The sequence below is a fragment of the Parabacteroides sp. AF17-28 genome (genome assembly GCF_003479205.1).
Classification (GTDB): domain Bacteria; phylum Bacteroidota; class Bacteroidia; order Bacteroidales; family Tannerellaceae; genus Parabacteroides; species Parabacteroides acidifaciens.
Genome location: NZ_QUGV01000010.1, coordinates 143026 through 159414 on the forward strand (window position 1 = coordinate 143026; position 16389 = coordinate 159414).

The following is a 16389-nucleotide window of genomic DNA, read 5'->3' on the forward strand; positions in this document are numbered from 1 at the left end:
ACATTAATAAGTTTAGATTCAGAATATTTGTTTCAGGGGCGAGGCTCTACCATATAATCTTTCTCCCACATCTCATAACGTGCTGCCATTTCCTTCACCTTTTCGGGATATTGTGCGGACAGGTCATGCATTTCGCTGCGGTCGTTATTCAAATCATACAGTTCCCAAGCCTTTTTGGCGTTAGGCCATACAATCTTCCAGCCGGAGGCATCGATCAGCGCCTTTTCGTTGAAATGTTCGAAGCAAAGTTCGCGGTGCCCATCGCGCACACCGGTCCGGAAGACCGGAAGCAGGCTCTTTCCTGCCAGCGGGAGAATTTTATTTCCATGATATTCTGCCGGATATTGGGTTCCCGATATATCCAGGCAGGTTGCCATAACATCAATCACATGCCCCATCTGCGTATTAATAGAGCCTTTCGGTTGCTTGATGCCTTTCGGCCAACAGGCGATCATCGGGGTGCAAATGCCGCCTTCATACGACATCGCTTTCCAGTAACGGAAAGGCGTATTGGCTGCATTCGCCCAACGGGCACCGACTGAAGCATACGTAGTTTCCGGGCCGGGCATCACCTCTTTCTTGCGCGGATAAACGATCTTTTCGCCTTTGCGGGTTTCCGCCGGACGATCGTTCTCGCCTTCCGAATAGAGTTGGCAGTCTTCGTTGCTGCAACCGTTGTCGGACATGAAAAGGATCAGGGTGTTATCCAGCTGGCCGGTCTCTTCGAGGGCTTTTATCACCCGTCCTATCTCCTGGTCCATCCGGTCGACCATGGCAGCATGGACGGCCATCGCACGGGCATCCCATTCTTTATCGGGATTTTCATCCCAGGAATCGGAGAACTGGCGCGGGGAGAGGAAATCGTCGGCATCGCCGAAAAGCTTCATCTTTTTCATACGCTCGTAGCGGGCTTCACGGATCGCCTGCCAGCCGCATTTGTAGGTATCCTCGTACTTCTTGATATCTTCCGGCAGGGCATGCAACGGCCAATGCGGACAGTGGAAGGCCAGATACATAAAGAAAGGATTGTCCGAAGCGGCATACTTGTTTACATAAGCGACAGCCGTATCCGCCAGTGCGATCGTACTGTAGTAATCGTCGGGGACAGTATCCACCGGCTTGTCGCCACTGACCAGGCTGAAAGGGTCGAAATAATCGACCACGCCATAGATCGTGCCGTAACAATCCTTGAATCCGCGGTTCAGCGGGTAATTGTCTTTCGGGGCAAACTCATCGTGGTGCACCTGATGGGCCAGCCATTGCCGCTGGTCGGGGCGAAGGGGCGTTTCGGCCACATGCCATTTGCCGACCCAGGCGGTGTTATAGCCGGCACTGCCGAGCGCTTCGGCTATGGTTACGCCGTTGTGCGTCATCGTCCCCCGGTAGCCGGGTTTGTGGTCGTCGAACGTCATGCGCCCGATGCCGGCCTGATGCTGATACAAACCGGTCAAGAGTGATGCGCGTGTCGGACAACTGCGGCTGGTATTGTAGAAATGAGTGAAACGCAATCCGTTTTCGGCCAGCTTATTCAAATTAGGAGTCTGAATCTCCCCACCGTAACAACCGATGTCGGAGAAGCCGAGGTCGTCTGCCAAAATCACCAGAATATTGGGGCGGCTATCCTTTTGCGCCTGCAAAGAAGGCGCAAAAGAAGCCAAAAGGCCTAAAGAAGTGAAACTTAAAACACGTTTGTCCATATTGATCTATTTTTATTTACTGAAATCTCTCGGAGCCGGAATTCCGGGAAGAGGCTTGCGGTTCTGGAGTTCTTTCATCACCTCTTCGATGGCCCGGTTCAACTGTTGGTCTTCACCGTTCCATTCCTTGATCGGGTCGTTATCAATCAGAATGTCAGGATCGACACCGTGGTTCTCGACAATCCAGCTGCCGGTCTTCGGATCATAGCTGGTGAAGAAAGGCACACGGATATCCGTTCCATCCATATAAGGCAGGGAACCGCTGATACCGATAATACCTCCCCAGGTACGCGTTCCGATCAGTTTGCCCAGTCCCAAAGCATGGAAGCCCCAGGGGAAGAGGTCGCCGTCGGAAGCCGAATATTTATTGATCAGACAGACTTTCGGGCCGACCTGTACGGCATCGGGCACTGTTCCGACGCGAGCAGAACCCCGGCGCATTGTCAGACGGTACGGCTCACGGGAGAGGCGTTCGAGAATCATCGGCGAGACGTTACCGCCACCATTCGCACGGTCATCGATAATCAGCCCTTCCTTATCCAACTGCGGATAGAAATAGCGGGAAAATTCGTTCAATCCTTCCGGTCCCATGTCCGGGATATAGATGTAACCGATCTTGCCGTTCGAGGCTTTATCAACTTTCTTTATATTGTCTTGTACCCAGTTATAATGATACAAAGAGTATTCTTCTGCAAGCGGGCTGATCACGATCTTGCGGGCACCGGCCAATTGCGGTTTGCTATTGAGCGAGATTTCAGTCGGCACATCCGCCTTGCCGACCAGCAAGGAATACATATCCTTCACACTGTTTGTCGGTACACCGTCGATTGCAACGATAAACTCACCGGCCTTTGCCTCGATACCCGGTTCGGTCAGCGGAGAACGAAGTTCCTTGCTCCAGGATGCCCCCGGCAAGATCTTTTCCAGACGGAAGAAGCCACTTTTATCACGCGATATCTCTGCCCCCAACAAACCGGTTTTCACCCGTTCGGGGCGTTCCGTTTCGCCCGGATTCACATAAGCGTGGCCACTGCAAAGCTCGCCGATCATCTCACCGATGATATAGTTCAGATCCAAACGGGTCTTTGCATAGGGAAGCAATACGGAATATTTAGTCTTGACAGCTTTCCAGTCCACACCATGCATATTTTCGAGATAGAAGCCATCCCGGTAAGCACGCCATGCTTCATCGAATATCTGTGCCCATTCCTGCGGATAATCGACTGTGATTTTCATATTCGACAGGTTGACGGGTTCACTCAGGTCTGCCTTACCGGAAGGAATATCCGTCACATAAAGCGTACCGTTCTTAAAGAAAACAGCCTTTTTGCTACCAGGCTCCACACCCATCGAAGCGCCGTCGGCAACAACTTCTTCTTTCTGTTTTTTCAGGTCAAAGACTTTCGTTCCGCCACGGCTTCCGTAATAAACTTTGTTGCCATCCGAATAGAAATTTCCATAATAGGAAGGATTCACCGGAAGTTTTATGATACGGTCCGTGATACCGTCAAAATCGATCTTGACTGTCGCAGTGGTGGCTTCTTCTTTCTTTGGCTCATCCTTTTTCTTCGCTGTTTCTTCTTTCTCAACAGCCACCTCGGCATCCTTTTCCATAAAAGGAGAAGGCGTATCTTTCGACAACAGCGCAAGATAGACACCATACATGTTATTATAGACATGATTCCATTCCAACGATCCGTATGTCGGATTGAAATCGCGTGCTGAAGCGAAAATCAGGTATTTGCCATCCGTGCTGAATGCCGGAGAAGAGGAGTTATACCATTTATCCGTCACCGGATATTCCTTCTTGCCGGCAATGTCATATACATATACGATGCTGTAATCATTATCGGCCGTACGGGTATAAGTCAACCAGTTGTTATCGGGTGAGAAGGTAACGCCGCGGGGTTCGCCCATCGGGTCCTGCAACAAAGTCGTCACTTGTTTGGAAGCGACATCCAACAAGTTCACACGGTTCTTACGATCCGTATAAACAATCTTTTTGGCATCCGGACTCCATTCGAAACCACGAATATAAGTGTCGTTATTCTTCGTCAACCGGATCGGTTCGCCTCCGGCAGCTTCCTGCATATAAAGTTCCGTTTCACCGGTTGCATCGGAGATATAAACGATATATTTACCATCGGGCGACCATTGTGCATCCCGGTCATGCGCTCCCGGCGAGCGGGTGATATTCTTCGTCACTCCTTTGTCGGCCGGCAGATTAAACACTTCTCCCCGGGCTGTCACAACCAGGCGTTCGCCATCAGGAGAAAGGCTTGCTTCCGTAATATAATCGGCTCCGTTTTTGATCTCGCTGCGGGCGTAAACATTATCGGAAGTCAGCGTTATATTAACCTTTTCCGGTTTCTTGGCCGTAGCATCCATCTTATAAATATAACCGCCATTCTCGAAGACAATGGTGTTACCGTTCGCACTCGGGAACTTCACGTCGTATTCGGTAAAGTTTGTGACCTTCCCGGTTTGTTTGGTCTTCGTGTTGTAGACAAAGATGTTCATCGTCCGGTCACGGTCGGAGATATAGAAGATTTCATCTCCGATCCACATCGGGATAATATCCTGGGCCGGATTATTCGTAATATTTTCTACTGTCTTCTTTTCAGGATTATAGATCCACACATCGTCGGCCATACCGCCTTTGTAGTATTTCCAGGTACGGAACTCACGCATGACGCGGTTATAAGCCAATTGCTTGCCATCGGGAGAATAACTGCAAAAGCCTCCTTCGGGAAGTGGAATCACATCGGACAAGCCTCCCTCCTTATCGACAGTAAAGAGCTTTCCTGTGAATCCGTCGCCGATACGGTTCCGGTACACGATCCGGCTACCGTCAGGCGTCCAGTTCATCACAATGTTATTCGGGCCCATGCGGTCGCCCAAATCATCACGGCTATTAGTGGCCGTATAGGTCACACGCAACGGTTCTCCACCGGTTGCCGGCATGGTGTACACCTCCGTGTTACCATCATATTGACCGGTAAACGCAATCGTTTTGCCATCTGGGGAAAAACGGGGAAACATCTCATATCCCACATGCGAAGTCAGGCGTTGTGCTTCGCCACCTGTAGCCGGGACCTTGTAAAGGTCGCCTGCATACGAGAAAACAATCTCATTGCCGTTCGTAGCCGGGAAACGCAACAGACGTGCTTCGTCAGCCGCCATCAATAACGACGGGGCGCCGGCCAGAACTAATAAAGAAAAGATAAGTTTCTTTTTCATACCTACTATCGTTTAGTCTACCGACAAAGGTAAAAAAAGTAATGCTCAAAATATATTCCTGCGCAGATATTCCTTTATTTTCCACCACAATAATTGGCATTTACCGACGAAATTTGACCAAGCAGATAACACTTTCCCCTCCCGTTCATAAAAATCAGGATCACAAACCAATATACATTGCCGGTCCATACTCGAATCGGAGAACAAATAAAAACGGCCATTCTTTAATAAAATACCCAAAGTCCCATCCTTCCGGATAAAACTAATAATATCCGAGAAATTTACTGCGCCGAATATGGAAAAAGAGAACGATGACTCTTGAAACTCTACATGATGCAAAACGACATAAGGACGTAATTGCCAAAAAAGTTCCGTAATATTGGCAGGCTCAAGCTTTTTCAAAAGAAACTGCACCCATTGTTCTTGGAGGCATGCAATAGATAAAGGCAATTCCATTATTTGCATAGGTTCTATCTGAAATAATCCCATATAGCCTCCAACAATTCCCCTATTGGATGGTTATATAAAGAAACGTGGGAATTAACGACATACACTTGACAAGGTACCTCGAGACCTGTAACTAGCTGTATATGATAATTACCCACGTTTTTATCTTGGATACACGAATGCACTTACACTCGTCTGTGTATAACAAGAAATAACGTGAACTAAATTCACATACTATCTGCTAGTTCTTCTGAAATTTCGAGGTTTCAATCAAGAGACAATATATAAACTTTGTGTTCACCGACAAAGTTGTACTGACGATAACACTTTACCGTTTTTACTGTACGCAACAAAGATAAACAGAAGATTTAATAAATTCATATATCTCTTCGTTTTTTTCCAGAAAAGCCTGGTTATAAGCCAAAAAAAAGCCGGCTACAAATGGAATATTATCTATTCCATCGTAACCGGCCATCCTTGATTAATACCTATTATCCTATATCGATTAAATCAAAATATAAGCATTAATAATAACCTTCATTCTGCTCTTCACTGATCTCACCCACCGGATTCAGGCGGTCGATATGCTTCTGCGGAATCGGACGAAGTTTATGATAGGGTTTGATATAGAGAGCATCCGGATTATATCTCTTCACCCAATCGTACAAAAGTTCGCAACGGTTCAAATCTTCCCAACGATTGATCTCACCCAGCAATTCACGGCCACGTTCATCCAGCATGAAAGCGACAAAATCACCTTGCAGATCAGCCGGAGTCACCTTCAACGCGTCATAAGTGCTCTGCGTATTATTTGTCCCGCCTTCAAACAGCCAGATCTGCTGGTCTTTCTGTTCGCCTTCTGCCCAAGCGGCACGCTTACGGACTACATTGATATATTCGGCAGCCTTGTCAAAATTGCCTTTACGACCGGCAGCTTCGGCAGCCAACAGGTAAGTTTCCGCCAAACGCATACGAACCCATTCGCGACCACCTTTTTCTTCACCGATGGAGGTACGATTATTATCCAGCCATTTCACTAAAGCCGGAAAATACCGGATAGAATGCATTTCACGCGGGAAATAAGTATAGTTATAATTGGCACGGAACTTACGCATCTCATTGCTGTTCGGATCCAATCCGGTCTTTTGCATCGTATAATAAATAGCCGTATCGCCAAGATGGAATTTCAGATCGCCGGCAACCTGACCTTTAGCCGGGTCCGGAGTGAAATAGACCGTACCGTCAAAAGAAAGCGGTTCCCACTTCGGTAATGTTTTCTCATTGTTTGCATAATAAACCCATTTGAAGCTCTTATAGAAACGGGAGTCGTGCAAATGGTCAAACAATTCTTCCATCGTTTTCTTCGTTGCGACATGGCGACGGTACGGACGTCCATTCTCTATATCACGCAACATACCCGGTTGGTCTTCATACCAGGATAACCAGAAAAGATGCTGCTTATTTCCGTCATTCCCGTTAAACAACGGGTTTGTCGTAAACTGTACTGCAAATATAACTTCAGAGTTTCCCTGGTTCTTAAGATCCCACAAAGAAGAGAAATTGTCCATCAACTGATAAGCGCCACTGTTGATTACTTTTTCAGCGTAATACAACGTACTGTCCATATCCGTCGATTGCTGTCCGCGTGCGTCCGCGATTGCACTGCCACGTGTCAGGTAGACCTTTGCCAGTAGATGAGAAGCCGAATAGCAGGTTGCACGTCCTTTGTTGGCTACTTTATCAGGTAGAGCCTCTGCCGCATTACGCAGGTCACTGATAATCTGTTTATATACATCTGCGACTGATGCCCGCTTGAAATCCGTACGAATATCGAAACTGCCTTCGGTTACCAAAGGAATACGTCCGAAATGCTGAACCAGATCGAAATACAGAAATGCGCGGATAAACTGCATTTCAGCATAACCCTTGCTCTTCACGCTTTCCGACAGGGATGATTCCATAATTTTCTGCATGGCAATATTCGCATCACTGATTCCTTTATAGTGGTTTGCCCACAGGTCGTATAAAATATCCACATCCGGATTCAGCTGCGTAGCGTATTTGTTGAACGATTCGCGATAGACGCCATCTTCACCTTCCGTAAAGAGGTCCGTACCCAACTCATTCAAGACATTATAGCGTTCACCACCTACGCCCCAACGCAGGAAACCGTATGCCGCGATAATAGCCGCATCGACGCCAGCCTCCGTTTCATAATAGTCGTAAGACATTACCGGAGCATCGTCTTCACTCAGCCAACTGCTACAACTGGAAGTTGTAAGCATCAGGCCTGCCAACATATAGCAATATATAGATTTCATTTTCATTCTTTTTTTATCAGATTAATTACAAAGTCAGATTAACACCAAAGATCCAGGAACTTACGCTCGGCGTTCCGTAACCGCTACCACCCGTTTCAGGATTACCGGCCGCATTCATCTTAGATGCTTCCGGGTCGATACCTGAATAGCTTGTGAATACAAACGGATTCTGGGCGGTAAAGTAGAAACGAAGTTTCTCAGCCATGAACTTCTTGGATATATTCTTCGGCAGCGTATAACCCAAAGTCATCGTCCTGATACGCAAATAGTCTGCCTTTTCGTAATACGTAGAGGCAATATATACCGGACGTTCTTCGTCGACACTCGGACGTGGGTATGCGTTAGTCGGATTGTTCGGAGTCCAATAATCAACCTTCAGGCCACCGTTACGGCCGCAGTGTTCCAATGCATACGTATCGTTGTAAAGCATTGCACCGAAACTTGCATACAGGAAGACAGACAGATCGAAACCTTTATAGTTGAAAGTATTCACCATGCTGGCAATCAGTTTCGGACGCGGATTACCCAAGATTTGCTTATCTTCATCCGTAATCTTATGGTCGCCATTCACATCCTGGAGTTTAATGTCGCCCGGTTTAATAGCAGTACCGTTGGCGGCATACTTTGCCATCTCAGCCTGATCTTCCGGAGTGTCCTGCCAGATACCGATTTTCTTATAATCGTAATGAACATTAATCGGTTGGCCGATAAACCATTTGCTACCGACATCATCGAGCTTGCCGTTATACAGCTCTACAATTTCTTCCTTGTTGGAAGACAGCATCAAATCCGTAGTCCACTGGAAATCTTTTGTATCGATGTTCAGCGTATTCAAAGAAACTTCAATACCCTTGTTACGAGTCTTGCCGACATTTGACAAAACTTCAGGGAATCCGGACACAACCGGCAACTGACGTTTCAACAGCAAGTCATGTGTATTCTGCAAATACAAATCGATCGTACCATTGATACGGCCTCTCAAGAAACCGAAGTCGACACCTAAATTCCACTGGTCGGTCGTTTCCCATGTCAGCAAGTTGTTTGCCATTACATTAGGAGCATATCCGATTGTTTCAGTCGAGCCATTGTCGAACGGATATTTCACGATACCCAGACTACCTCTGGTCTGATAAGGTTCTACAGCCGAGTTACCGGTCTTACCGAAACCGATTCTCAGTTTCAGGTTATCCATCCAATCGGCCTTTTCCATAAAGGATTCATCACTGATACGCCATGCCAGAGCAGCAGAAGGGAAAAGCACCCACTTGTGACCGTCGGCCAAACGGGAAGAACCATCGTAACGGGCAGAGACTGTCAGCAGGTAACGGCCTAAATAGTTATAATTGATACGTCCCATGAAAGAAGCCATATTCCATTTCACCATACTACTACCGATATTGTTAATCAGCAACGCGGAAGAAACATCATAATATTTCAGGACATCGGAAGGCAGATTTTCAACTCCGATCTTATTGGTTTCTTTCTGGTCTTCCTGGACAGACTGCAGTAAGGTTACGCCCAAAGTATGTTTATCGTTGAACGTCTTATCATAGAACAACATATTTTCCAATGTAAACATGGTGTACTTTTCGGTTGCATTTGACGCAGAAGAAGTACTGCATGCACGGTTGGAAGTACGGGCAGAATAAAATTCGTAGTCCTGCACGGTGCGGGAATCGATACCCAAGTTCGAACGGAACTTCAAACCGTCTACCGGCAACTTGACATCCAAGAAATAGCTTCCTAAATAGCGAGTTGTTTTCAACGGATGGCTCACGGCTCCGGGCTCGAGGTTCATCAACGGGTTGTACACATTATAAGTACCCGGCATTTCGATCAGCTTTCCATCATCGTCGCGCAATGTTGCCAACGGGCTCAAACGCCAGCTTCCGGCCAAGCCGCTACCACGATTCTGGACAGAGCGTGAATACTGTGTCTGCGCACCGATCTTCACATATTTATTGATTTCATGGTTCAGATTCAAACGGATCGAATAACGTTCATAATCTTCATCCTTAAAAAGACCGTTATTCTTGTTGTAAGTGGCTGATGCCAGGAAGTTCGTGCGGTCGCCACCACCACGGATACTCAACTGATGGTCAGTGATCATACCTGTACGTGTAACCTCATCCATATAGCTCGTAGAGCGTACACGGGAAGGATCGTAAACGCCATTTTCACCCCAGCCCATCATCACAGACTCCATAATCGTCGCATCGCGGGTGAATCCCGGGCAAATCAAGTCCTGATCCCTGGAAGGAACATCCGAATTGTAACGAATGGAAGAGTTGCTCGTATTCCGGTAAGACTCACGGGTATATTCCGCATATTCGGCACCGGTCCACAGATCCAGTTCATTCAGGATCGTCTGTGCTCCGACATACCCGTTATAGTCAATCTGAGTCTTACCTGATTTACCCTGCTTAGTTGTGATCAGGATAACACCATTTGCACCACGAGCACCATAGATCGCAGTTGCCGATGCATCTTTCAGCACTTCCATAGATTCGATATCAGCCGGGCTGATTTCTCCCATACCGCCGGTAACGGGCACACCGTCAATCACATACAACGGATCATTGCTGGCCGTAATGGAACGTTTACCACGAATCATCACGCTCGGCGTCGCTCCCGGAGACCAGTTGGAATTGGAAACCACGACACCCGGAATACGTCCTTGCAAAGCTTCCGAAGCCGTAGAAGTCGGGACTGCCGTAATTTTAGATGCACTAACGGAAGCGACAGCTCCGGTCAAGTCTCTTTTCTTTACCGTACCGTAACCGACCACAACAACCTCTTCCAGGCCTTGTGCATCTTCCTTCAACAAGACATCGACCTTGTTGCTGCCGGACACTTTAATGTCCACCGGAAGAAAGCCGATATAAGAAACTGCCAGCAAATCGCCGGGAGCGGCACTGATCGAGAAATTACCGTCCATGTCGGTAATCGTCCCGTTGGTCGTACCTTTCACAACAATGTTTGCACCGGCAACCGGGAATCCCGATTCGTCGACAACCACACCCGTGATTGTTTTGGCCGGCTGGCCGGAGGATTTAGCTTTACCCGCAGCCTTGACAATCACAATTGTCTTGTTGCTGACTTTGTAGGAAAGCCCTTGTTTATCCAACACCTGGGTCAACACATCCTTTAAAGGACGGTTGGATGCGGAAACTACGACATCGGGGGTTTCACTTAGGATAACATCCCGATAAACCACTGAAAAAGAAGTTTGAGTTTCAATCTTATTGAAAAACTCTTTCAACGTGACATTCTGCAAATTCATCGAAACTTTTTGCGAAATGTCCTGCGCATACATTGTAGAACAGAAGAAAAGGAGTACAATACTCCAAAACACTTGCTTCATGATTGTATAAGTTAGACTTAAGTTTATAATAAAACTATTAAACAATTGATTTTAAAAACACTCTCTTTTACTACTACTTGTTTCATCTCATAGGACTTTTTGTTATTAATGTTTATTAGACTTATTGATTGTTATATTGCTTCCTGTGATTTCATAATTAAACCCATATTGTATCTTCAACGCTTCCATTACGTAGGGAAGCTGTTCATTCTTAAACGAACCGGAAATCCGGTCGTTTAAGATCTCGGGGCAGAGCAGGTTAATCTTAACGCCGTACCAACGCTCGATCTTATGGAAGACCGAACCGAGTTTTTCCGATTCGAAGACCAGGTGGTTTTGTGTCCAGGCCGTTTCTTTCACATTGTCCGTACGATGAAAACTGATCTTCCGGTTGTTTTTGGAATAGATGGCTTTCTGGGATGGCTTCAGGATAAAAGACTCGGCCGGAGATCGGGAATCGTAAAGGCGGATGGAACCCTCTACCAAAGAGGTTTCAACCAAATCGCAATCCCGGTATGAGCAGACGTTAAAGCTCGTTCCTAAAACCTCGATATTTAGATCTCCGACCTGCACTACAAAAGGATGGTCCTTATCTTTCGAAACGTGGAAATAAGCCTCCCCTTCCAAATGAGTCACACGCTTACCATTCATATAAGTATAGGATAAAGAGCTCTCGGAATTGAGTTTGACAGAACTTTTGTCCGGCAAAGTCAGCTGCACTTTATTACCTGCCGGAACTTCAGCGAGGAAAGGCGCCTCTGCTCCCAATTGTTTCTGCAAAAGAGCAAAATTCCAGACGGAAACAGCCAGCACAGCTACGACGGCCGCCGCTACGGCGACACGAGACCAGCGGATTGACTGGTTATCCTTCAGTAGATTTATTTCTTTACGAAGTCTCCGGTGAATTTCCCGCTTACGGCTGGCATCCATCACCGGATAGTCGTTATTCTCATTCCAATGCGCTTCCATCCTTCCGGACAGTTCGTTATCCGGAAGGTGATTCAAGGACTCCTTGAAGTCCCTGAAAGCCTTCAGATCGGTCTTTCCGTTTAAGAATTGAGAATATAATTTATTAAATAAATCGGTCATAATTTATCGATTGTTTATAGTTACACGAAGAAGTACTCAAATAGTACCAGGCGTTTTTATATGTTCTAAAGCATATCTTTTATCTCCCGTCAAAAAAGTTTCACCACCGCACACAACTTGAAACTAAAGTTTCAACTATTTTCCCTGCTTGAAACAAAAGTTTCACCGTCATGGAACTTTTGTTTCATCAGCAAAGAACTAAAGTTCCATGCCGTGAAACTAAATGAAGAGTGCAAAGAGGAAATTGTATTTCCGCAGTTCCTCACGCAGGACCTTCAGGGCGGCGGATAAATGGTTCTTGACAGTCTGTTCGGACAGCTCCGAGAGGGCGGCTATTTCGGCGTTACTCATTCCCTCCTCGCGGCTCAGCTCAAAGATATTCCGTTGGGCAGGCGTCAGTTTTTGTTTGGCGATTGCTAATTTTTCAAGGAAATCATCATAATATATTTTCTCAACTGAAGTGTTATCCAACAAGTTCTCATCCTCACAGAAGCGGATATAATCTTCAAATTCAGGGCGATTGATTTGCCGGCGGAAAGCATCTATCACATGGTTTTTCGCGATGGTGAACAACATGGATTTGAAGGAACCTTCTACAGACAAAGAGGCACGTATGTTCCAAAGTTTGAGGAATGTCTCCTGCACGATGTCTTCTGCCTGCACCGCTGATTTTGTATGTAGCAGGGCAAATCCATACAAAGAGTCGGCATACATATTATATAATGTATCGAATGCCTCATATGACCCTTTCCGAAGTTTTTTTATAGTATCGCTATGTATGGATGTTTCGTGCATATTGTACCGTCTGCTCCGCTTTTAAGACTGTAAAGATAGAAATAAACTACTAAACGATTACTATTGAGCTTATTTATATCTTTTTTTACAATAATACCGTATCTTTACACCCATTAAAAAAACACGAAGTATGAAATCTTTATTAATCCTGACCTCAGCACTACTATTTACTACCAATGTGCTGGCCGAAAATGATCCGTTATGGATGCGTTATCCGGCTATTTCTCCGAACGGTGAAATGATAGCCTTTACCTACAAAGGCGACATTTACACAGTTCCGGCAAATGGTGGCAAAGCTACCCAGTTGACAACCCATCCGGCTCACGACACACGCCCGGTCTGGTCGCCCGACGGCAACAAGATCGCGTTTGCATCGGACCGCAACGGAAATTTCGACATCTTTGTGGTGGATAAGGAAGGAGGAACGCCGAAACAGCTGACTACGCACTCTGCAAACGAATATCCGGAGACGTTCAGCGATGCCAATCACATCCTCTACTCAGCTGCCATCCAGCAGGATGCCAAAGACAGCCAGTTCCCGTCCGGACAGTTTCCGCAGATTTACCGGATCAGCCTGGACGGCGGTCGCCCGGAACTCTACTCATCTCTCGCCATGGAAAGCCTGTCACTGAATAAACAAGGCGACAAACTGCTTTATCAAGACAAAAAAGGATATGAAGATCCCTGGCGCAAGCACCACCAGTCGTCTATCACACGCGACATCTGGCTGTGCACGCTCGGACAGGATCGTTCCTTCAAAAAGATTACGACTTTCCGCGGGGAAGACCGCAACCCGGTATGGACAGCGGACGGCTCCGGATTCTACTACCTGAGCGAAGAAAAAGGAAGTTTCAACATATTCAAAAACGACCTGACGGGTAAAAACAGCCGCCAGATCACAACCTACACGACTCATCCCGTCCGTTTCCTGACTTCGGACAACAACGGTAACCTGTGCTACGGATATGACGGCGAAATCTATACCGTAAAAGAGGGAGCACAGCCGAAGAAGATCGATGTCCGCATCGTTTCCGATAAAGTAGAAAACGACCTGATCCACCAGCTCAAGACAAGCGGCGCGACCGACATTGCCGTTTCGCCGAGCGGGAAAGAGGTTGCCTTCATCGTCCGCGGCGACGTGTATGTGACTTCCGTCGATTACGAAACAACCAAACAGATCACCAACACCCCGCAGCAGGAACGCGACCTGGATTTCAGTCCTGACGGCCGTTCACTGGTTTACTCTGCCGAAAGGGAAGGAACTTGGGGAGTCTATCAAAGCAGCCTCGTACGCAAAGACGACAAATATTTCACGTATGCGCAGGAGTTGAAAGAAGAACCGTTGGTGGTAACGGGCCAGACCTCTTTCCAACCGATGTATTCGCCGGACGGGAAAGAGGTTGCTTTCCTCGAAAACCGTACGACCTTGCGTGTTATCAACCTGAAGAGCAAACAGATTCGTACCGTTCTGGACGGCAAATACAACTATTCTTATTCCGATGGTGACCAGTATTACCAATGGTCGCCCGATAGCAAATGGTTCCTTGCCAAATACATCGACATCGGCGGCTGGAACAATACGGACATCGTGCTCGTTAAAGCCGACGGCAGCGGTGAAATGACAAACCTGACCGAAAGCGGTTACTCCGACAACAATGCCAAATGGGTGTTGGATGGAAAAGCCATGATCTGGTCGTCCGACCGTGCCGGTTTCCGCAGTCATGGCAGCTGGGGAGCGGAAGACGATATCTATATCATGTTCTTCGACGCCGAAGCATACGACAAATTCCGTCTTTCCAAGGAGGAACAGGCTTTGCTTGACGACGAAAAGGACAAGAAAGACGAAGATAAAGACAAAGACGCAAAAGACAAAGACAAGAGCAAAGACAGCAAAAAAGATAAGGATAAAGACGCCGACAAGAAAAAGGACGACAAAGACAAACCGGTCGAGCCGCTCAAATTCGACCTGGCAAACCGCAAGGACCGCGTTATGCGCCTGACGGTCAATTCGTCATTCTTAGGCGATGCCGTCCTGACTCCGAAAGGCGACAAACTGTATTACTGCGCCGCTTTCGAAGACGGTTACGATCTGTGGGAACATAACTTCAAGGAAAACACAACCAAACTGCTGATCAAAGGTGTCGGTGGCGGCACGATGTTCTCCGACAAGAAAGGCGAAAACATCTTCCTCATATCGAGAGGCCAGTTGAAGAAAATCGAAATCAAAGACAGCAAGACGAAGCCGATCGCATTCAAAGCCGAATTTGCTTATCGCGCGGCCAAAGAGCGCGAATATATCTTCCACCACACTTGGCGTCAGGTATTGGAGAAGTTCTACGATCCGGCAATCCACGGCATCGACTGGGCGGGATATGAAAAAGCGTATGAAAAGTTCCTTCCGCACATCAACAACAACTATGACTTTGCAGAAATGCTTTCCGAAATGCTGGGCGAGCTGAACGGCTCCCATACAGGCGCACGCTATTACTCATCATCCTCTGCCCCGGCAACAGCCAGCTTAGGTGCTTTCTACGACAACAGCTATACGGGCGACGGATTGAAGATCATGGAAATCATAGCGAAAGGTCCGTTGACACAAGCCGATACCAAAATCAAACCGGGCTGTATCATCGAGAAGATCGACGGCACAAGCATCAAGGGCGGCGAAGATTATTATCCGTTGTTGAACGGAAAAGCGGGCAAGAAAATCTTATTGTCCGTCTATAATCCGGCAACCAAAGAGCATTTCGAGGAACAGGTGAAACCGATCACTTACGGCGCACAGTCCAACCTGCTATACAAACGTTGGGTGGAACAGAAACGCCAGATGGTCGACAAGCTGTCAAACGGCAAAATCGGTTATGTGCACATACAAGGCATGAACAGCCCGAGTTTCCGCGAAACATATTCCGAATTGTTAGGCCGTTGCCGTAACAAAGAAGCTGTAATCGTCGACACACGCCACAATGGCGGCGGCTGGTTGCATGAAGACCTGGCAATCCTGCTGAGCGGGGAAGTTTATGCCAAGTTCACTCCGCGCGGACAGTTCATCGGTAACGACCCGTTCAACCGTTGGACCAAACCGTCGTGCGTATTGATGTGCGAAGACAACTATTCCAACGCACATGGTTTCCCCTGGACTTACAAGACTTTGAAGATCGGCAAACTGATTGGCGCACCGGTGCCGGGAACAATGACTGCCGTCTGGTGGGAATCACAAATCGACCCGACGATCGTCTTCGGTATCCCGCAGGTCGGCATGCAAGATATGCAAGGCCGCTACCTCGAGAACCAGGAGCTCGAACCGGACATCGAAGTCTACAACTCTCCTGAATCCCAACTGAAAGGCGAAGACCGCCAGTTGGAAGAAGCAGTGAAAGAGATGCTGAAAGAAGTAGGCAGCAAATAACAAATGAGAAAGGGATGTTCTTGACAG

Annotated in this window: 8 protein-coding genes; 1 reads left to right on the forward strand and 7 read right to left on the reverse strand. The window is 47.3% G+C overall.

What is annotated here, in order from left to right; all coding sequences use genetic code 11:
* Positions 1–32: 32 nt before the first annotated feature.
* The 7 genes from DWW90_RS09495 to DWW90_RS09525 form a co-directional block, all read right to left on the reverse strand.
* Positions 33–1697, reverse strand: a complete 1665-nt coding sequence (locus DWW90_RS09495; RefSeq protein ID WP_122344810.1) for an arylsulfatase — start codon at positions 1695–1697, stop codon at positions 33–35.
* Between the two features lie 12 nt (positions 1698–1709).
* Entirely contained in the window at positions 1710–4937 is a 3228-nt protein-coding gene (locus DWW90_RS09500) for a S41 family peptidase (protein ID WP_122344811.1), read from the reverse strand.
* Between the two features lie 45 nt (positions 4938–4982).
* Complete coding sequence (locus tag DWW90_RS09505) at positions 4983–5402, reverse strand: hypothetical protein (RefSeq protein WP_233547692.1); 420 nt, start codon at positions 5400–5402, stop codon at positions 4983–4985.
* A gap of 506 nt (positions 5403–5908) precedes the next feature.
* Positions 5909–7711: a RagB/SusD family nutrient uptake outer membrane protein gene (locus tag DWW90_RS09510; protein ID WP_122344812.1), complete on the reverse strand. Its 1803-nt coding sequence runs from the start codon at positions 7709–7711 to the stop codon at positions 5909–5911.
* Positions 7712–7730: 19 nt separating this feature from the next.
* The gene (locus DWW90_RS09515; protein ID WP_122344813.1) at positions 7731–11069 is read right to left on the reverse strand and encodes a TonB-dependent receptor; all 3339 of its coding nucleotides are present in this window, start codon (positions 11067–11069) and stop codon (positions 7731–7733) included.
* A gap of 105 nt (positions 11070–11174) precedes the next feature.
* A complete protein-coding gene (locus tag DWW90_RS09520; RefSeq protein WP_122344814.1) occupies positions 11175–12158 on the reverse strand; it encodes a FecR family protein in 984 nt (327 codons plus the stop codon).
* A gap of 219 nt (positions 12159–12377) precedes the next feature.
* The gene (locus tag DWW90_RS09525) at positions 12378–12953 is read right to left on the reverse strand and encodes an RNA polymerase sigma factor (RefSeq protein ID WP_115501082.1); all 576 of its coding nucleotides are present in this window, start codon (positions 12951–12953) and stop codon (positions 12378–12380) included.
* Between the two features lie 130 nt (positions 12954–13083).
* Between DWW90_RS09525 and DWW90_RS09530 the strand changes: the two genes are divergently transcribed.
* Positions 13084–16362: a S41 family peptidase gene (locus tag DWW90_RS09530; RefSeq protein WP_122344815.1), complete on the forward strand. Its 3279-nt coding sequence runs from the start codon at positions 13084–13086 to the stop codon at positions 16360–16362.
* Positions 16363–16389 lie beyond the last annotated feature (27 nt).